The sequence below is a fragment of the Bifidobacterium hapali genome, assembly GCF_002259755.1.
Taxonomy (GTDB): Bacteria; Actinomycetota; Actinomycetes; order Actinomycetales; family Bifidobacteriaceae; genus Bifidobacterium; species Bifidobacterium hapali.
Map to the genome: position 1 here is coordinate 15145 of NZ_MWWY01000038.1, position 18828 is coordinate 33972.

Sequence of the window (18828 nt, forward strand, 5' to 3'; positions counted from 1 at the left end):
TTAATATATATTATTAAATATTCAACTTCGGCATGACGCAATGAGTTTCTTATATACAAGGTACTCATAATAAATCAAGATGTCTGAGTATGATACTCACAAGTATCATACTTTTAAGAATCATAAGTGAGAGCGTATGGTTGGAACAGAATTTGTCGGACGAGAACGAGAGTTGAAGACATTAACGCGTATGTGGAGTCGCGACACTTTTCAGATGATGGTGTTGTATGGACGTCGTCGTATCGGTAAAACCGCATTACTTGACGAATTCGCAGCAGGGAAGCATACACTGTATTTCACTGCTCGGCAGCAGACCTCTGCCGCAAATCTGCGCGATTTCTCACGAGCGGTGTATAATTTCTTTGATTTACCTGTATCGCTACCGCCCTTCGCTTTATGGCAAGATGCGTTTGATTTCATAATCAAGAAACAGCGTGATCAATCAGCGTCACGTCTACTGTTCGTATTCGACGAGTTCCCCTACGCAGCTATGAGCGAACCATCTCTGCCATCAACACTGCAAATTTCCATCGATCATGGTTTCAAGGATTCATCAATGATGATGGTTCTGTGCGGCAGTAATGAAGGGTTCATGGAGAGCGAAGTGCTCGGCGTAAAGAGTCCACTATACGGTCGTCGTACAGGGCAGATGAGGTTGGCACCATTCGATGCTTTCGACACGGCGCTTATGCTGCCGTTTGCCTCCCCCGAAGACGTGGTGCGATACTATGCGACTTTTGGCGGTACACCATATTATCTCAAACAGATTCAGCCAGACTTGTCCTATGAGGAGAATGTCATCGATTTGCTGTTCGACACCAGCGGTCTACTGTATGAAGAACCATTGATGTTACTCCGTCAGGAATTGCGCGATCCTGCCGTCTATAATTCGGTGATGGATGCAATCGGCGCCGGTGCAAACCGACAAAACATCATTGCAGATAAGGCAGGACTATCCGCACATTCCGGTATTAGCAAATATCTTGCCGTACTCTCTGATCTAGGATTAATTGAACGTAACGTGCCGTTTGGAGAGGACCTTGCGCGATCACGCAAGGGACTGTGGCATATCAAAGATCCATTTTTCTCATTCTGGTATCGATTTGTCAGCCCTCACTGCTCACAAGTAGAGAGTGGAGACGGTGGTATTGCAGCGCGTGGTGAAGTATTCGGTCCAGCATTGGACACGTTCGTAGGACAGATATTTGAAGACATTTGCCGTCAATGGCTGATCCGAGCAAATCGTGATGAACTACTACCGTTCACAGCAACTCAATTCGGCAAATGGTGGGGCACTGACCCACGATTACGTGAGCAGATAGATATTGACGTGATCGCTGCCAATTCCACAACCAAAGATATTTTACTTGGCGAGTGCAAGTGGCGAGAATCGTTGGACGTGACTGAAACAATAGAAACGCTCAGATTTCGTTCCACACTGATCACAGGGTATGAGCATCGTAGCCTTGCGCTGTTTTTGAAGACCGACGCATTGGTTCAGACAGCTAAGGAACGCGCTGAACACGACATGACGGTGTATGGAGTCAATGACATGTTCAAGTTCGTTCACCCGTAAAAAGGTCAATAAACTTTGTTGTAACAAAGTTTATTATGTTACAGTTGTGCACTTCGTTATTAAATAACTACTTGCTACTCGTTTGCACATTAGAGATTGCTACCTAGGTTGAGGAGTTTCCAGCCTTATCAATGCTGCAGGCGTGACATTTGCCGTGACAAATTGACTATAACCATGTTTTTATTGTTTTGGAAAGGAGGAAGAAGAGAGGGCGAAACCGTTGAAATTGCAACGGTTTCGCTGGAAAGTGCCCAAGATCGGATTCGAACCGACGACACCCGCTTTAGGAGAGCGGTGCTCTATCCCCTGAGCTACTTGGGCGCAAATGACCATTGTACAACATGCCTCCAGCCTCGAAAGAACGTGTCGAACACTGAAAACGAACGATGTGAGAGCGAAGCACAGGAGCAATTGTGGATGAATAGTGGATGATTAATGAATGCTATGAGCATGATCCACATTCTCACGGCTAGACCATCGACCAATGCAGTAAGGTGGACGGTCGACAAGGAGGATGCGCATGACCAACAGCCGATCAACACGAGCCAAACAAACAGGTGCGTCACGTAACGCTACAACACGATCATCGCAAGCCGCAACGTCACGCGCTACTCGCACGTCGTCACGATCATCGCAGTCGCGTACGCCACGGCAAGCCAAAACATCACGAGCAACCCGCGCCGCACGCGCATCACTCCTGCAAGCCGCGTCCCCTCACACGCCAACCGCAGCACACCCTCATCACTGGCGCACCACGCTCGCAGCTGTACTCACATGGCCGCTCTCCATCATTGCCGCACTCGCGGTCACCGCACGCGCACTGCCATCCGATCTGCAAGCCTTACCATACGTTCCAATCATCGTTTCAGCGACACCATGGTTCGCGCTCGTTGCCGTACTTGCACTTATCACTGCGCTCGTCGGACGACGCTGGGTAGCAGCACTCGTCGCTATCCTCGCACTCGCCGCACAAGTATGGTGGCAATACCCATTCTTTCGCGCATCTGCCGCACTCCCCACTCAAGCCACAGCCGCAGTATCCGCAGCCAGCGCAAACACGGCCGACCAGTACGCGCGCGTCATGACCGTTAACGTATACAAGGGCCGCGCAAACGCCGAAGAAATCGTCAATCTCGTACGCGATCAGCGCGTCGAAATACTCGCCATGCAAGAAACCACTGATGAATTCGTCGCCGCGCTCGACACCGCCGGCATCAAAGATTACTTGCCATACTCGCAAGTCTCCACGTCAGACGGCATCTACGGCAACGGTTTATGGTCCGCTACTCCGCTGAGTGATCCCGCAGACGACGATGTAAACTCAAGTGCCTCATTCATGCCCGGCGGCACGGTAACGTTCAAAACACCCGACGGCAACCTACCAATACGCTTCGTTTCCGTGCACACTACATCACCCAAAAATGGCTACTGGCGTCAATGGAAACGTTCCATTGACGAGCTCGCGCTCATGCGTTCACATACTGACACACGATATATTTTCATGGGCGATTTCAACGCAACGTATGATCATGCTCCGTTCCGCGATTTTCTCGGCAACCGATTCACTGACGCTGCTTGGCAATCGGGTCATGGGTTCACGTTCACATGGCCGGCTGATATCCCCATGATGCCGCGATTTGCCGGGATTGATCACATTGTACTCGATCGCAATATTGTCGCCGGTCAAATACAGGTCAAGCAGGTTTCCGGGTCTGATCATGCAGCGTTACTCGCCACAATCGCCGTGCAGTGACAAGAAAAGTAACAAGAAAACAGTGAGCAAACACGTTCCGAATCGTAATGAATGAGAAACCTCGAACAGTATACGTGCGCTAAGGTTGGCGTTAGACACCGTCATATAACGGCTGGCCGCGTGGGAAACAACGGGAAACAACCGTTACCGTGGCCCAAGAGCTGGGAAGGAAGGTCGACGATGACTGACGTACTGCATGGTTCAGGTTCGCATGGAGTTGCGCACTGCGGTTCCGTGTCTGCACTCACGCTGGGATTGCCTGCTGCCACAGCGGTTCCTGAGGCACGGGCACGTTTGCCGAAGGCGATGTTTGTCGGTCACGCGCAGATTTCAGCAAAACTCAAGCAGCGGCTGACCAACGACATTGAATCTATCACGATGCTGGCGTTGTTGCGCCCCTCAAATACGGGATTAGCAGCTGGTGCGCGCGTGCCTGAAGTGCTGGTTATCGGATTGAGGTTGTCTGCTAAAGCGGTTCTGGTGCCAACTGAGGTGATTGAGCTGATTGCTGCGCAACGCAAGTCGGGTATTGTGTTTGCTGTGGTGCGCGATAAACCGGTTGACGGCGGTGTGCGTGAAGAATGCACGCTGGCAGTACGGCGCGCACTGCCCGGTAAGGCTGGTCATCTGCCGGTTCATGAAGTGTTCGCAGACGTGTGGCAACCCGCTCACGAAGTGATGCTGGATATAGATACCGTTCGTCGCGCGAAGTCTGACGATTCAGCTGGTGCGTCGATTGATGATCTGTGGTCGTCATTGTGCGCACAGATTATTCTTGGGGTACCTGACGGTACTGATCTTGATGCTCGTATCGTACGACGAGCGCAGATCAGTGAGCTTGAGATGACGATTGACAAGCTCACGCGCGATCATCAGCGTGCTAAAGATGCTGATCAGCGTAACGAGATTTATGCGAAGTTGCATAAGGCTAAGCAGCAGCTTGACACGCTGCGTGCCCAGTGACGGGAGACAATACGCAATAGGCATGGATTTATTGCGCCAAATGCCATTCATTCTTTCCTCGGCTTCCCTGACAAGGGGGGGGGGCGAGAACAACGTAAACGAACTTCTGGCACAAGATATAAGCTATCTGTCATACGAATGACATCGTTTGATTGCCAAATGGTAACTAAGAAGTCATGATGTGAACGTTCTCATTGCATGAGATACGAATATCAAGCGGCGTATCAGTAAACAGCAAGTACCGGCGAGTGTCGTCAGTCGCCGCGCAACGCTATGATTTCCAGTGTCTGCATAGGTGTACGAATCATCAAAGGAGAGCTTATGTCCACGCTTGCCGTCGATATCGGAGGAACCAAGATCGCCGCTGCTGTGTGCGATGCAAACGATACCATTATTCAACGTTGGCGCGTGCCCACACCGATGGATGCGGACGCAATCAACCAGCATATTGCCGAGATCTACCGTGAGGCTGTCGCATCAGGTCACACTGATATCGAAGCTATCGGCATCTCCGCCGCCGGCAACGTCGGCGCCGATCGCAAAACTATGACATTCGCAGCCAATATTCCTGCGTGGATCAACTACAACCTTTCCGAGCATATTGGTGCACTCATTGATTATGCAGTGCCGGTTGTTGTTGAAAATGATGCAAACTGCGCCGGCTGGGGAGAATATGTGCACGGCGCCGGCCAAGGTTCGCGTAACATGGTCGCTTTGACAGTTGGTACCGGTCTTGGCGGCGCGATTGTGATTGATGGCCAGTTGTACCGTGGCTCGTTTGGTATGGCTGCCGAACTCGGCCATCTGCCAATGGTACCGGATGGCGATACATGTGGCTGCGGCTTGCGCGGTTGTGCTGAACGCTACACATCAGGTAGTGCGCTTGAGCATTTCGCTAAGTCGGCGGTACGCCGTCGTCCACAGGATGCTGGTCGTCTACTTGAACTGTGCGGCGGTAACGTCAATAATCTTGAAGGTCCGATGGTGTCGCAAGCCGCACAAGAAGGTGACGCGCTCGGTCTGTACGCATTTGGCAAGATTGGCGAGTGGCTTGGACGCACGATGGCTGCGACCGCCGCAGTACTTGACCCGGATATTTTCGTGATCGGCGGCGGTGTGGTAGCTGTCGGTGACATTCTGCTTGAACCGGCGCGATACAACTACACGCGATTCCTTGAAGGCAGCGCATACCGCGGTCACGCGAAGATCGTCGCAGCAACCGCAGGGCAGGATGCCGGCCTGATCGGCGCCGCAAACCTCGCGCTTCGCTAGTGGTGTGGCTCCCTTATCAGGGGAGCTGCCCGGCGTAGTCGACTGAGGGATGGGAACACGGGTTGAACGTTCCAAAGGGTGCAACTACCCCTCAGACCGCTTCGCGGCCAGCTCCCCTAGCAAGAGAAGCCAAGATAGAGACTGCTGTTTGGCCGAAATAAGGCATTTCAGCAGTCTCAACACGCGCTGACGGCGTAATCCCCCTATGTGGAACTATGGTTGTAGGTATGAAGATTCTTTTCGTATGTACAGGCAATATTTGCCGCTCCCCAATGGGTGAGCTGCTTCTCTCCCACTACATTCCTGATGCTGATATCAGCGTAGACAGTGCTGGCACGCGCGGCCTTGATAATCACGCTATCGATCCGTCAAGCGCTAAGCTCCTTGATCAAGCTGGCATTGACTCCAGCGCATTCCGTTCCAAGCGCATTACCCCACAATTAGCTGATAGCGCTGATCTTATTTTCTGCTTCGAGCCACATCAGCGGCAGGATATTGCTACCCTCGCTCCGCGCGCTGGACGTCGCACATTCCTACTGCCTGATTTTGCAAATATGTGTGCATACTGCGCTCAGCAAGGTTTTATCACCGGTAATAATCGACAAGAACGATTGGAATCAGTCATTGATAACGCATCGATGATTCGTCCAATGTTACCTGCACCGATTTCGATCGAAGATCCGCATCGCAAAGATTTCCCGGTTTTCCAAAAAGCTTACGATCAAATTTGTCAAGCACTCAGCATTATCGCTAAAGCCACTGCCTGACATTGCCTCATACACATGCGGTAATAGATAATACTTATAGCAGTGCGTGAGCAATTACCCACAAATAAAAAACAGCAATTGTCTATTACCGCATGCAATATGCCGTATATTGTCGCTACAATTGTCAGTGAAAAATAATATGATAATTCGGCGTTAATTATCACGATAATAAGGAGCGACATTATGGCGTCTGCATTGCAGGGTTTTGAAGAAGTCCGTCTGACTAAGCCAGCCGGTAAAACTGTCATGACGGTCACCGACGGCGCAGTGAAATTCAATAAAGCCACGGCTATTGAATTGGGTTATCCGGCATATGTTAAGGTGCTCATTAACGAGAAAACTCGTCAAATTGCTGTCACCCCAACCACTGCGAAAGCTGAAAATGCAGTGAAATTCAGCAAGCCGGAAGGCAAGCAGACTGCGTCGATTAGTGTGCGCGATACTACGCTTGTGGCAGCTATCGGCCAGTATTTTGAGCTAGCTGAAGCTCCGGAAGGTGAGATCGCATTCCAATCTGTGAACGGTACGGTGTATCCAAACGATAAAGCAGTGATTTTCGATGCTGCTAACGCTACGGCTGGCACGATGAAGCGTCGTGGCCGCAAGAAGGCTGAATAATCGCAAACGAAATTCGTACGGCCGGTGATGTTCTCGTCACCGGCCGTTCACGTATTGATTACGTTGAGATTACGCTCGTTACAACACACTTCGTCTTTTTTTACTTGCACCGTATAGACTGCTGAAGCATTGCACCACCAAGAGTCAGAATCGGAGTTAGCAGTAATGACGCATACAGTAACGCTCACACCATTAGAGCATTTGGTGAAGGTACTGCAGCTGGGCGAACCATCGGAGTATCGCGGTCATATGTACATTAACGGGGAGAGTTTATACTTCCCGACGGGTCGCGTGTACGGCGGTCAAGTGATCGCACAGTCGTTGATTGCCGCATCGCGTACCGTTGATCCGGGCCGTCTACCGCATTCTATTCACGGATATTTTATTGCCGCTGGCGATATTCGTCAGGATTTATTATTCGATGTGGAAACATTGCGTGACGGTCGTTCGTTCTCAGCTCGTCGTATTAGTGTCACGCAATCGCAGGGCTCCATTTTGACAGCGATTGCCAGTTTCCAGCAGACTGGACAGTCTGGTGTCGAGTTTTCTGATCCAATGCCCGAAAATGTGCCAGATCCAGAAACGTTAACTAGCGCGAAAGAGCTCATGACTCCGTACGCCGAGCAGTCGCCGTTCGCAAAGTTTTATGCAGAAAAGTCACCGTTTGATATTCGCCATGTGACGAAGACAATTATGTTAGGCCCGGATAAGGAAAGCGCGAAACAGGATTCGGGCACGCAAATGGTATGGATGAAGGCTGATGGTCATGCTGACGTACCACAAGTGATGCATCGTGCGATGTTGGCACTCGGCTGCGATCAACTCATGATGGAACCTGTGTTGCGTCGCGCTGGGTTAAGTATTGCGACGCCGGGGATTTCGTATGCATCGATTGATCATTCGATGTGGTGGTATCGCGACGTGGATATTAATCAGTGGCACTTGTACGTGCAGGATACGCCGACTGCTGCTCACGGTCGTGGACTTGGTTTAGCGAAGGTGTATTCGCAAGATGGCGCGCTAGTGGCGGTGATCGCTCAAGAAGCGATGATTCGCGTGCCGCAAGCGTGAGGAGCCAAAATAGTGGTTACTGCCGGGTTTTGGCGGCTGCTGGAGCTACGTTGCGCTGACGGCGGGCGGCTTCTTTCATGGTCGCGCTTTCAGGCCCGTCCATTGGCGGCAACTGGCAAAGCCACTCCCCTACGATGCCAATAATCATGTCGATCACGCACACAGCGCATGCGATAGCACATTCAACAATCGCCTGCGCATAATACTGTGCTTCAGCATGTTCGAGACACATGAGAATCTGCCCACCATACCACCCGGCGAGCGCAGCGCCAACCAATCCAAGCGACTTAGCCAATACGAGCGTCGACACGGCACGCTGTGGGTCGAGCGGTTTTAATTCAGCACGTTTGCGCGGGTCAGTAGTTGCATACTTGTGTACTTGCAATGCGAGTACGAGTACTGTAAGCCCGAGCATGAGCAAAAGCAGGGAGATGAACCACGGCACGCCGATGAGCGCCAGTCCGGTTGCTTCATCGTATTTGGCAAGCAGTGCGCCGCCGAGTAGACCGCATACGATTGCGATCAGGTAATACCACCACGGCGTTCTGTGTGCCTTCATAGCGTCCCTCCGATGATCCAGTTATCTGATATCAACCCTACACGATCAGCATCCGGTGCTGTAGCGAGAAGAAACGATACCGGGTCACGGCCCAGTGTAGCGTTCGGGTCCATGTCAAGCCACGGTGCGAGTACGGCAGCGTGTGTTCGCGCACTCGGCCACGGCACTCGGCAGTCTGGCTCGTTTGCTGTAACTCCATCCATGTCGATCAAGTCAAGGTCGAGTTGTCGTATTCCAGTTGAAGGCGCATTGTGCGAGTGCTCAATGCCGTTTAATACACCGATGAGGTCGCGCGCGCCAAGATTGGTGGTCAACTGGAGTACCGCAGCCATCGCATCTGGACCGTCAATATTAGCAACGTGATAGAGCGGTGAAATGCCGTCAACTTGCGTGCCAGGAACGCTGTCCAGTGCGACGATAGCAGCGCGGAACAGTGTTTCCGCTTCCGTAGACGTGCTGTCCATCGATACGATAGCCGTGCGGAACGTTGGCTGTTGCTGTGCAATGTCACTATGGTCAGTACTGTTACGATCAGCTGTACCGTTGTCAGACGAGAATTGATCACCAGTCATCCATGTATCGTCCGCATCGCGCACATCGTTACGGTCAGGAGCAACCGCAAGTAAATCAGCCACCGCTCCCCCGTGCCGTCCGGCAAGTACAGCCGTAGGGTCGAGCGCATGCCACGGTGCGAGTACGAACGCTCGCTGCCAAGCGCGCGGATGCGGCAACGTCAGGTGAGGATCATCACTGACGATACCGTCGTAGTCGATAATATCGAGGTCAAGCGTACGCGATGACCAGTGTGATTCGCGTGTACGACCGTGGGCAGTTTCGATTGACTGCAGTTTGTCAAGCAGTTCAGCTGCCGACTGCGTGGTCGTTATTTCGATAACAGCGTTGAGAAAGTCTGGAGTATCGTCGGCCATTCCCCACGCGGCTGTGCGTACTAGCGGAGAAATGCCGACGACTTGTGTACCGTCAAGACCGTCGATTTCGGCAACTGCAGCACGCAAGGTTGCTGCCACGTTGCCGATATTGCCGCCCATCGCGATTACCGCATGGTGAACATGGGCACTTGTTGGAGATAGATCACGTTCGCGATCTTGATCGCTGATGACCCGGTCCATATCATCTCGTGTACGACTGATCGAAACAGCTACATCGGCAAACGGTACGCTGATCGGCGCGTTTGGCTTGTGTACGGTGACATCAACCGCAGTGACGAGCGGATGTTGCGCAAGAATTGCGTCAGCGATACGTGCGGCGAGTCGTTCGATGAGATCAACGTGAGGACCGTGAATAATCTCAACGATACGTTCGGCGACCAGACCATAGTTTACGGTGTCATTCAAATCGTCAGTGTGCCCGGCACGAGTCAGATCAACGTGAAGTACTGCGTCTACGACGAACGGTTGTGGACGCGCGTGTTCAAAGTCGAGAACGCCATGCGTACCGTCAGCGCGTACTCCAGTGAGTCGTATCGTGTCGGACATTAACTTACGCTCCAATCGTTATTATTACTGGGTTATGCGGGTTTAGAGAGCTGCACGCCATTGCGTACCGACTGCAACGGCCGCACGACTGCGACGCACATCATGCACACGAACAGCCCATGCACCATGCTCAGCAGCGAGAGCTGAAATCGCTGCGGTTGCATTGTCACGGTCATCCATCGTTGTTTCGTTAAACCCTGCATCAGCGAGTACTGCAGATACAAACCGTTTACGAGATGCGCCGATAAGCACCGGGTAGCCAGTGTCTTCAAACGTGCTTAATCCGGCGAGTAATGGCAAATTATGCTCAATACCGGGCTTGGAGAAGCCTAAACCGGGGTCGATGATAATACGTTCCGGCTTGACTCCAGCTTCAAGCACAGCGTCAACTTGCTGCATCAGCTCGTCGTACACGTCGCGTAGCACGCCATGCTCGTAATGGGACGTGTCTGCGTCTGGGGTTGCTCCGTGCGCGCCTGCCAGCCAACCGCGCCAATGTTGCACGATATACAAGCAATCGTGATCAGCGACGACATGTGGCAGTTCCTTGTCAAGTGTACCGCCGGAAACATCGTTAATGATCTGCGCACCGTCTTCGAGTGCTGCAGCAGCAACGAGCGCACGCGTCGTATCAATAGACAGGACTGTATTGCCGCCAATTAATGCTTTCACAGCACCGGTAACACGACTCAATTCGTCAGCTTCAGACACTCGTTTAGCACCGGGACGCGTCGATTCTGCACCGATATCAATAATGTCAGCGCCATCGTTGAGCATGGCAAGGCCGTGCTCGCGAGCTTTAGCTGGGTCGAGCCACAGTCCGCCGTCTGAGAATGAATCTTCGGTAATGTTGAGCACGCCCATCACGAGTGTGTGATCAGTATCATGCAATGCCTGTAGATCAGTCATAGTGAAATTCCCCCTCAATATCGCTGGTATCGGTACTACCAGCTTGCCACGTTACTTGCTACCAGCGTCAGTGTTAACGTTGCCGTCCATTTATCAGTGTTGAGCCATAATCAAGCTCATCGCTTCGGCGCGCGTGGCCGGATTGCGCATCACGCCACGAACAGCCGACGTTACAGTGCGTGAAGCAGGCTTGTTCACACCGCGCATCGCCATACACATGTGCTCGCATTCGGTCACTACGATTACGCCGCGCGCGTTCGCATACGTCATCAATGCGTCCGCGACTTGCTGAGTGATACGCTCCTGTACTTGCGGTCGGCGCGCGTAGAGTTCGACCAGTCGTGCGAGTTTGCTTAATCCTACAACCTGTCCGTTTGACGGGATATATCCAACGTGAGCAACCCCGTGGAACGGCAGTAAATGGTGTTCGCACACGGAAAACAGTTCGATATCGCGCACGAGTACCATTTCATCTGTCTCAACGGGGAATCGTTTTGCGAGTACTTCCTGCGGGTCGCGGCCAAGTCCAGCAAAAATCTCTCGGCCGGCGCGTGCAATACGGTCAGGAGTTTCGAGCAACCCTTCACGATCCGGGTCTTCACCGATCGACTTGAGGAACAAGCGTACCGCCTGTTTCACGCCCTCTTCGTCATACGTATGTGTCATTAACGCTCTCCTCACTCATCTACTCGTCTGTATCTGCGCTCACATACAAGTTGCGGCGTGCCGTCGTGCAGCACACCGCAACATCATTTCGGTTTAATCCTAGCTGTTACCTTGGCTCCCCCTGACAAGGGGAGCCAATGGGAGCTGACTACCTTACTCGCCGGGCTTCATGCCGACCGAGCGCTTAAGCGACTCAGGGATTTCCACTGGCGGCTGATCGGAATCCGGACGACGATCATTCGACAGCCACACAGGACGTTCAGGAGCCTTCTTAATATTGGCGAAAATCGCAGCCAGCTCCTTCTCATTCAACGTTTCCTTGACGAGCAGTTGACGAACGAGTTCGTCGAGCACGTCACGGTTGTCGTTGATGATATTCCACGCCTCCGTGTGCGCAGTTTCGACGAGATTGAGCACTTCCTCATCGATAATCTCAGCGGTCTGATCGGAGTACTTGTGTGGTGCGAGTGCGTCATAGTCAGCACCGTTTGTGTCCGCATTATCCCACTTGATCGCGCCAAGTCGCTTGGAGAAGCCGTATTCGATGATCATAGTGCGGGCGATACTCGTCGCCTTTTCAATATCGTTCGACGCGCCGGTCGTCGGATCATGGAAGACGATCTCTTCGGCGGTACGGCCACCCATCGCATATGCCATTTGGTCGAGCAGCTGATTGCGCGTCTGCGAGTAACGATCAGACGTTGGCATCACAGCCGTATAACCGAGCGCGCGGCCTCGCGGCAGAATCGTGACCTTCGTAACCGGATCAGTGTTGTGCAACGCAGCGGCGACCAGTGCGTGACCGCCTTCATGGTAGGCAGTGTTACGTAGCTCGTCGAGTGCCATACCCTTCGACTTACGCTTCGGTCCGGCCTGAACGCGGTCGATAGCCTCGTCAATGGCACGGTTGTCGATAAGCTGAGCACCAGCGCGAGCGCACAGCAACGCAGCTTCGTTAAGCACGTTAGCCAGATCAGCACCGGTAAAGCCCGGCGTACGAACGGCAACCATGTGCAGATCAACATCCGGTACGAACGGCTTACCCTTGGCATGCACTTTAAGGATAGCTTCACGACCTTCAAGGTCTGGAGCCTCAACAGCCACCTGACGGTCAAAACGACCCGGGCGCAGCAATGCCGGATCAAGCACGTCAGGACGGTTGGTTGCAGCGATAATAATAAGGTTTGTATCGTTGTCGAAACCATCCATCTCAACGAGCAGCTGATTCAGTGTCTGCTCGCGTTCGTCATGACCACCGGACATGCCCGAGCCACGTTTGCGACCAACCGCATCGATCTCATCGATGAAGATAATCGCAGGCGCATTCTTCTTCGCTTCATCGAACAGGTCACGCACACGAGACGCACCAAGACCGACGAACATTTCCACGAAGTCAGAACCAGCCATCGAGTAGAACGGCACACCAGCCTCGCCAGCGATAGCACGAGCAAGCAGCGTCTTACCAGTACCCGGAGGACCATACAGCAGCACACCGCGCGGAATACGCGCGCCAAGCGCCTTGTACTTAGATGGGTCCTTAAGGAAGTCTTTAATCTCTTCGACTTCCTGCACAGCCGCATCTTCACCAGCCACATCAGCAAACTTCGTCGTCGGCGTCTGGCCGTCGAGCAGCTTACCGTTATTCTTTCTGCCGCCCATGCCAAGCATGCCGCCAGCGCCGCCCATGTTACGCATGAGGAGCCACCACAGTGCTACCAGCAGAATAATCGGGAACAACATGTTGAGCAGGTAGCTAAGAATGCCACTCTGCTGCATGCTCGTAGTCCAACCCTTTGACGGGTTAGCTTTGTTGATCAACTGCACAACCTGAGCACTTTGCGCGTACGCATAGTAGAACTGGACGTTCTTGCCGTAGTTGCGCGTCTTGCCAGTGTCAGCGTCTTTTTTAACAAAGTCGTTGTTGAGCTCAAGCTTGATTTGCTGCGTGTTATCAACGATCTCAGCGTATTTAATATCGCCGGACTGCAGCAGTGAAATACCATCCTTTGTATCGATGGTTTGTGATCCAGCACTGGCGAAAATCTGGAATGAGACAACAGCAAGCACAACCAGCAGTACGCCCCACAGCCACGGCGACTGCCAGAACGGACGCTGATTATTGTTATTACCGTTTGCATTACCGTTACCGTTGTTGGTGTTGCGGTTGAACGGGTTACCAAACGGGTTATTGCCCGGTCCCTGCTGGGGCCCTTGAGGATAGCTCATGCATTCACTCCTTGATACACTTCGGGCTTAAGCACCGCGATCGAATCGAGGTTGCGGAACCGCTCGTTATAGTCGAGACCAAATCCGACGACAAACTCATCGGGAATTTCATAGCCGTGATACTTTACATCAACCTCAACCTCACGGCGAGACGGCTTTTCGAGCAGCGCGAAAATCTCCACAGAAGCTGCGCCGCGCCGCTTCAACTCTTCGACTAGCCATGCGAGCGTGCGCCCGGAATCAACGATATCTTCGACGATCAGAATGTGCCGACCGCGAACATCCGTAGATAAATCCTGCCGGATGGTGACAGTACCGCTCGACACAGTACCTGAGCCGTAGCTTGACAAGCTCATAAAGTCAAGTTGAACGGGAATGCTCAGTGCTTGAGAGAACGTAGCAAGCGTATTGACTGCTCCTTTGAGCACAGCGACGAGCAACAAGTCACGGTCGCGGTATTCCTCGCTGACGAGGGCCGCGATTTCGTTAATCTTGCGCTCAATCTGTTCTTTACTGACCAGCTCGTGGTCGATTTCATCTTGGACGTCGGCGATTCGCATGCCCACCATATTGGCACACACGAATGACGTGTTTCTGACGGAAAGCTGAGTATCCTCTGGGAAGTTGCACGGCTGATTGTCCATGCCAGTCAGCGATGAGACGGTCGATGGCCTCAAGTTGTGCGGATGTGACTGGAACGTTCGCAGCTGCGAGCGCGTGCGCGATGACTCGCACACGGATGGCTGGGTGCTCTCTAGCAAGTACTTGGGCAGATAATCGCAGCATATCGTCGGCCGGATCAAGTATTGCTGCGGCGAGCGCGCGGTCGGCTTGTGTGTCGAGATAGTCTTTGTCGCGGCGCGTCGCGCGTGCGCCAGCAGCGAGATGCGCGACGATATCAGAACCAGTGAATTCCGCCATGAACGGAATTAGCTTGTGGCGAATCCGGGAGCGTAGGGGAAGATTCCGTTCTGTTACAGACAGTGCGGGGGGATCTACCCTGGTTTGAGCATCGCCATTGGCCGAGGCGTCGCTATTGGTTTGAGCATCGCCGTTGGTCGGGTGACTGTTCGCGTTGGTTAGGACGTCACCATTGGTCGGATCATCCCACCAATCAAGACCCAAATCTTCACAAATACCGGTTGTATCACCGCGAGTCAGGTCCAGTAAAGGACGCGCGAAGACTACCCCGTCGCGCGTGAACGTTTCCGGCATACCGGCGAGCGCATCCACGCCTCCAGAACGGAGTAAGCCGATGAGTACGGTTTCTGCTTGATCGTTTTTCGTGTGCGCGAGCAGGACTGCTGCTGCGTTCGTTGAGCGCGCGATATCGCAGATTGCCGCATAACGAGCGTCGCGTGCGGCGGCTTCCGCTCCGATATCGCTGTTTTGTATGACTTGCACACGTTGCACGCGTACTGGGTTCAGTCCGAGTTGTTGACATTGTGCAGCCGCTTGTTGTGCGACGTCGCCGGAACCGGTTTGCATATTGTGGTCGATGATGATTGCGCCGCAACGTGCGCCGATCATCGCGCATACGCGTGTGGCAAGAGCAGCGAGGGCTATCGAATCGCGACCTCCCGAACAGGCGACGAGGATAAGCGGCGCGTCCGTATCTGGCGTGTGTTCGCCGTGCTTGGTGAATCGTGTATCTTGCACGTCGATGCCGAGCGAGCGCAGCGATGCGCGCACTGCGCCAATGCCTGTTTTGAGTCGTTTGGAGTAGGTCAATTACAGCCTCACTGCTTCTTACAACTTTGCTAATGAGTCTACGAAGACGTCGATTGCATCGCGCGCGGCAGCCATATCATCTGGATGATTGACAATTACTGCAAACGCGAGCGTGCCACCGCCCAGTCTTGACACGTTGCCGGTCATTGCGGTGACTTCTCCGAGACTGCCGGTTTTGACGCGTAACAGGCCGAGCGTGTCCTCGCTTACCGCGCGATTGGCCGCAGTACCGATAAGGCCGGGGATAGACAGTCCTTCGCCAGCTGCAGCTGCACCGGATGCAGTGAGATTATGTGCTTGCACGGCGACGAGCGTGCGCACGCTGAGTTTCGAGCCGGGAGATAGCCCCGAGCAGTCAGACATGGTGAGCCCGGTGGTGTCGATGTTGAGGCGTTCGAGTGTGGCTCGTACTGCTTGAGTTGCGCCTTGCGGGGAGTTATCGCGGCCGGTGGCGAGGGCGGTGAGTCGGCCGAACTCTTCGGCGAGTGTGTTGTCGGAATGTCGCAGGGCGAAGGCGAGGATTTCGGCGAGTGTGGCGGATTGGACGGAGGCGATGGGCTTGGTGGCGGAGTCGGTGGGCGCGTCGGCAGCGTCAGATGCGCTGCCGCTTGTCGCGGTACTCACGCTTTCCACGGTAATATCGTTCGCATTGCTCACCGTAATACCGTGATCAGCAAGTCGAGCGGCGAACACTGCTCCCGCGTCGGATGCCGTGGTTTGGCTGAGTGTCGGATATGCGCTGAATATGTCTGGATTTTCAGGCACGCCGCCGTCCCATTGCCGACCGCCGTCAATCGCCAGTGCGCTCACACCCGTGTAATAGAGGTCACCTTCGTTATTGTCAGCGATATGTGACGGATAACGGTCCTGACCGAACAACGTGTCGTCAACAGTGAGGGCTACTTGGTTGATCCCTTGTGCGTTCAACACTTGCGCCGTATCTTGTGCGAGCGTGTCGAGGCCCGCACGGCCATTGACGTGTTCAGGGTCAGAAGCTCCGGCCGACAGCAGCATGTCACCGTGGCCCACGAGGGTCAGCGAGCCCGTGCCAGCAGTTGTGTCGGCATCGGTCAGATAGGTTTCAGTCGTGAGCGTCGAACCCATATCGAGCGTGGATGCGGCGGCGAGTGCAGTCAGGGTTTTCATCGTAGAGGCTGGTTCCCGTGGTGTGCCAGCATTGCGATGGGTCACAACCTTGCCGTCTGCGGTTGCAATCGCTATGGAATAATCATGACCGACGCCGGTAGCACTAGCGAAGGTGGCGACTAGTTGGTCGGCGTCGGACGAATTGATGGGCTTGTCAGGATTGGCGGTGCCTGCGATGGTTCCTGCCGGCAGCGACTGGAGAGCGGCGGGAATTGAGCGGCGGTTCACTGGCGCTAAGGTCAATGGACCTGTGATAGTGTCCGTGATGTCTGCGATCACATATGTGCAGCACAATGCGAACGTGATCAGCGCGGTGATGGTTACACGGATAATTCGCTGCCGGCGCATGCGAGCGATGGTGCATGTCCATTGATGATTATCCGTCACCACTGCTTCAGCCGGCACCGCATGCTCCTTATATATACGTTCGCGATCTACTTCTGCAAGGATGCAAACGAATCGAGCGTGCGCACAATCGAAAGCATCCGCGCATCCATCAGTTTACCGCCGAGCCACGTCCCAGCAGCGAGAATGCCTGCACCGTTAACGATCGCAATCGGAATAATCAGCCAATACGAGTACGCCAATTCAGACATCACCACAAGTATGATCGCAGCAATGCCAGTCGGGAACATCAGTAGCAGACTGCCAAGCATATAGATGAGCGGGAAGAAGCCCTGCGCTACCATACGTCCCTGCGGTGCAGAGAACGGCTTATCGAGCGAAGCAACCGGATACATGAACGCGCACGAGGTGATCTCTGCCAGTCCAAGTCCGCTCAATCCAACGCCTAATCCCACCGCAGTAAACGTTGCGCCGATCAGCAATCCCTCACTGCTACGCCAGTCGCCGCTGATGAACGCAATCGCAACAAACAGCGCCAGTACATACGCGACGATAATACCGACGTACACACGCACACGTCCAAGACGATCAGTAGTACCTGGCACGCCTGCAATCACTTGCATCGCAAAGCCACGACCGTCATATGCTAGTCCGTTGCTCTCTGCAATTGCCATCATCCAACCGGACCAAATCGGCACCAGCCAGATCAGACCGGGCATGGTACGCATTTGCAACGCAAATATGATCAGCAAAAACACCGGCATGACGAACAGCATGGCCTGACGCGGGTCGCGAACAAGATACGTGAACAGTCGTGCGGAAATCGCACCGGACGGCGAGTCAGGCATGTGCGCGAACGCGCCGATGCCTTTGGCATTCACCGTCGCCTGATGGCCGGCACCAAGAGTGAGTCGTTCGTGGCGCAAACACCACGTGCAGATACTGAAACACACTACCCATGTGACTGCCAGTATTGCCAGCCGTGCGATAACCGCAAGCCAGTTGCCAGCAAACGCATCATACGGTAACTGGAATGCCGCGCCAAACGGAGTCCACGCCATAATATCGGCCGCACGATTTGCCGTTTCGAGATCAATCTGACTAGCCGCGCCAGAATTCATCAGCAAATTCGGTATTTGCCAAACAAACACGAACAACAGTACAACCACAACATAAAACAGGTTTTTGCCTCGTTTTGACGTGATCAGCGTGGTCGAAAGGGGGGTGGTGACGTTTTGTTGGACTTCGTTGTCTGAATGGTCGTTCAGAACGATATCACATGTGTTCAGGCGACGAGCCCGAGCTGGATGCGCTTGTCCATGATGCTCATCCCGTATTCGAGTTTGATGCGCTTGTCCCGGTACCAGACCATGTACTCGTCCAGCATCGCAATGAACTCGTCGATCGTGACGCCCTGGAAGCTCCTCTTGTGGAAGAACTCTTGCTTGAGCCGGCCGAAGAACCCCTCGGCGGCGGCGTTGTCCGGACTGCAGCCCTTCGCGCTCATCGACCTCGTCAATCCATGATCCGTGCAGATGCGAATCCATTCAGGCCACCGGTAGTGGCATCCCCGGTCGGAGTGGATGACGGGCGTCTGACCGGGTCGGAGCGTGGCGCACGCGTCCTCGAGCATCCCGTTGGCCAATGCGGCGTTGGGGCTGGTGCCGATCGTCCAGGCGACCGGCATGCCGTCGTAGCAGTCGATCACCGGCGACAGGTACACCTTGCCC

General features: G+C 53.7%; 17 protein-coding genes and 1 tRNA gene. 7 read left to right on the top strand and 11 right to left on the bottom strand.

Annotated features, from left to right (window positions below; genetic code table 11):
• Positions 1-136: 136 nt before the first annotated feature.
• Positions 137-1576, top strand: a complete 1440-nt coding sequence (locus tag BHAP_RS09425) for an ATP-binding protein (protein WP_094730449.1) — start codon at positions 137-139, stop codon at positions 1574-1576.
• Between the two features lie 248 nt (positions 1577-1824).
• Here BHAP_RS09425 and BHAP_RS09430 read toward each other — a convergent pair.
• Positions 1825-1897, bottom strand: a tRNA-Arg gene (locus BHAP_RS09430).
• Between the two features lie 199 nt (positions 1898-2096).
• Here BHAP_RS09430 and BHAP_RS09435 point away from each other — a divergent pair.
• The 6 genes from BHAP_RS09435 to BHAP_RS09460 all read left to right on the top strand — a co-directional run bounded on the left by BHAP_RS09435 (position 2097) and on the right by BHAP_RS09460 (position 8020).
• Positions 2097-3329 carry an endonuclease/exonuclease/phosphatase family protein gene (locus BHAP_RS09435; protein WP_094730450.1) on the top strand — a complete coding sequence of 411 codons (1233 nt, stop codon included), beginning with the start codon at positions 2097-2099 and terminating at the stop codon, positions 3327-3329.
• A 180-nt stretch (positions 3330-3509) separates the two neighbouring features.
• Entirely contained in the window at positions 3510-4292 is a 783-nt protein-coding gene (locus tag BHAP_RS09440; protein WP_094730451.1) for a DUF4391 domain-containing protein, read from the top strand.
• Between the two features lie 321 nt (positions 4293-4613).
• A complete protein-coding gene (locus BHAP_RS09445) occupies positions 4614-5564 on the top strand; it encodes an ROK family glucokinase (RefSeq protein ID WP_094730452.1) in 951 nt (316 codons plus the stop codon).
• A 227-nt stretch (positions 5565-5791) separates the two neighbouring features.
• Positions 5792-6331, top strand: coding sequence for an arsenate reductase/protein-tyrosine-phosphatase family protein (locus BHAP_RS09450; protein ID WP_094730465.1), 540 nt, complete (start codon positions 5792-5794; stop codon positions 6329-6331).
• Positions 6332-6514: 183 nt separating this feature from the next.
• Positions 6515-6949, top strand: a complete 435-nt coding sequence (locus BHAP_RS09455) for a hypothetical protein (protein ID WP_094730453.1) — start codon at positions 6515-6517, stop codon at positions 6947-6949.
• Between the two features lie 165 nt (positions 6950-7114).
• Positions 7115-8020, top strand: a complete 906-nt coding sequence (locus tag BHAP_RS09460) for an acyl-CoA thioesterase (protein ID WP_094730454.1) — start codon at positions 7115-7117, stop codon at positions 8018-8020.
• Between the two features lie 16 nt (positions 8021-8036).
• Here BHAP_RS09460 and BHAP_RS09465 read toward each other — a convergent pair whose 3' ends face one another.
• The 10 genes from BHAP_RS09465 to BHAP_RS09510 all read right to left on the bottom strand — a co-directional run.
• Positions 8037-8579 (bottom strand): DUF3180 domain-containing protein, encoded by a 543-nt coding sequence (locus BHAP_RS09465; RefSeq protein WP_094730455.1) that lies wholly within the window; start codon positions 8577-8579, stop codon positions 8037-8039.
• Positions 8576-10075 (bottom strand): 2-amino-4-hydroxy-6-hydroxymethyldihydropteridine diphosphokinase, encoded by a 1500-nt coding sequence (gene folK / locus BHAP_RS12230; protein WP_094730456.1) that lies wholly within the window; start codon positions 10073-10075, stop codon positions 8576-8578. Before folK ends, BHAP_RS09465 begins: the two co-directional genes overlap by 4 nt.
• 42 nt (positions 10076-10117) lie before the next feature.
• A complete protein-coding gene (folP, locus tag BHAP_RS09475) occupies positions 10118-10984 on the bottom strand; it encodes a dihydropteroate synthase (RefSeq protein ID WP_094730457.1) in 867 nt (288 codons plus the stop codon).
• Positions 10985-11077: 93 nt separating this feature from the next.
• The gene (gene folE, locus BHAP_RS09480) at positions 11078-11650 is read right to left on the bottom strand and encodes a GTP cyclohydrolase I FolE (RefSeq protein ID WP_094730458.1); all 573 of its coding nucleotides are present in this window, start codon (positions 11648-11650) and stop codon (positions 11078-11080) included.
• Positions 11651-11803: 153 nt separating this feature from the next.
• A complete protein-coding gene (gene ftsH / locus BHAP_RS09485) occupies positions 11804-13876 on the bottom strand; it encodes an ATP-dependent zinc metalloprotease FtsH (protein WP_094730459.1) in 2073 nt (690 codons plus the stop codon).
• Positions 13873-14436 carry a hypoxanthine phosphoribosyltransferase gene (hpt, locus tag BHAP_RS09490; protein ID WP_094730460.1) on the bottom strand — a complete coding sequence of 188 codons (564 nt, stop codon included), beginning with the start codon at positions 14434-14436 and terminating at the stop codon, positions 13873-13875. Before hpt ends, ftsH begins: the two co-directional genes overlap by 4 nt.
• Positions 14411-15607 carry a tRNA lysidine(34) synthetase TilS gene (gene tilS, locus BHAP_RS09495; RefSeq protein WP_094730461.1) on the bottom strand — a complete coding sequence of 399 codons (1197 nt, stop codon included), beginning with the start codon at positions 15605-15607 and terminating at the stop codon, positions 14411-14413. Before tilS ends, hpt begins: the two co-directional genes overlap by 26 nt.
• Before the next feature lie 18 nt (positions 15608-15625).
• Positions 15626-17101, bottom strand: coding sequence for a D-alanyl-D-alanine carboxypeptidase/D-alanyl-D-alanine-endopeptidase (locus BHAP_RS09500; protein WP_094730466.1), 1476 nt, complete (start codon positions 17099-17101; stop codon positions 15626-15628).
• Positions 17102-17187: 86 nt separating this feature from the next.
• Positions 17188-18219 (bottom strand): hypothetical protein, encoded by a 1032-nt coding sequence (locus BHAP_RS09505; protein WP_143248781.1) that lies wholly within the window; start codon positions 18217-18219, stop codon positions 17188-17190.
• A gap of 164 nt (positions 18220-18383) precedes the next feature.
• On the bottom strand, positions 18384-18828 hold a 445-nt coding region (locus BHAP_RS09510; protein ID WP_143248782.1), incomplete at its 5' end, for a DDE-type integrase/transposase/recombinase.

What these genes read in the sequence shown, in the direction of transcription:
- folE (WP_094730458.1), bottom strand. Translation starts at nt 11,650, where the DNA reads ATGACACATACGTATGACGAAGAGGGCGTGAAACAGGCGGTACGCTTG.
- folK (WP_094730456.1), bottom strand. Translation starts at nt 10,075, where the DNA reads ATGTCCGACACGATACGACTCACTGGAGTACGCGCTGACGGTACGCAT.
- BHAP_RS09440 (WP_094730451.1), top strand. Translation starts at nt 3,510, where the DNA reads ATGACTGACGTACTGCATGGTTCAGGTTCGCATGGAGTTGCGCACTGC.
- hpt (WP_094730460.1), bottom strand. Translation starts at nt 14,436, where the DNA reads ATGCGAATCGCCGACGTCCAAGATGAAATCGACCACGAGCTGGTCAGT.
- BHAP_RS09455 (WP_094730453.1), top strand. Translation starts at nt 6,515, where the DNA reads ATGGCGTCTGCATTGCAGGGTTTTGAAGAAGTCCGTCTGACTAAGCCA.
- BHAP_RS09450 (WP_094730465.1), top strand. Translation starts at nt 5,792, where the DNA reads ATGAAGATTCTTTTCGTATGTACAGGCAATATTTGCCGCTCCCCAATG.
- BHAP_RS09500 (WP_094730466.1), bottom strand. Translation starts at nt 17,101, where the DNA reads ATGCGCCGGCAGCGAATTATCCGTGTAACCATCACCGCGCTGATCACG.
- BHAP_RS09460 (WP_094730454.1), top strand. Translation starts at nt 7,115, where the DNA reads ATGACGCATACAGTAACGCTCACACCATTAGAGCATTTGGTGAAGGTA.
- BHAP_RS09505 (WP_143248781.1), bottom strand. Translation starts at nt 18,219, where the DNA reads ATGAATTCTGGCGCGGCTAGTCAGATTGATCTCGAAACGGCAAATCGT.
- BHAP_RS09425 (WP_094730449.1), top strand. Translation starts at nt 137, where the DNA reads ATGGTTGGAACAGAATTTGTCGGACGAGAACGAGAGTTGAAGACATTA.
- BHAP_RS09435 (WP_094730450.1), top strand. Translation starts at nt 2,097, where the DNA reads ATGACCAACAGCCGATCAACACGAGCCAAACAAACAGGTGCGTCACGT.
- folP (WP_094730457.1), bottom strand. Translation starts at nt 10,984, where the DNA reads ATGACTGATCTACAGGCATTGCATGATACTGATCACACACTCGTGATG.
- BHAP_RS09445 (WP_094730452.1), top strand. Translation starts at nt 4,614, where the DNA reads ATGTCCACGCTTGCCGTCGATATCGGAGGAACCAAGATCGCCGCTGCT.
- BHAP_RS09465 (WP_094730455.1), bottom strand. Translation starts at nt 8,579, where the DNA reads ATGAAGGCACACAGAACGCCGTGGTGGTATTACCTGATCGCAATCGTA.
- ftsH (WP_094730459.1), bottom strand. Translation starts at nt 13,876, where the DNA reads ATGAGCTATCCTCAAGGGCCCCAGCAGGGACCGGGCAATAACCCGTTT.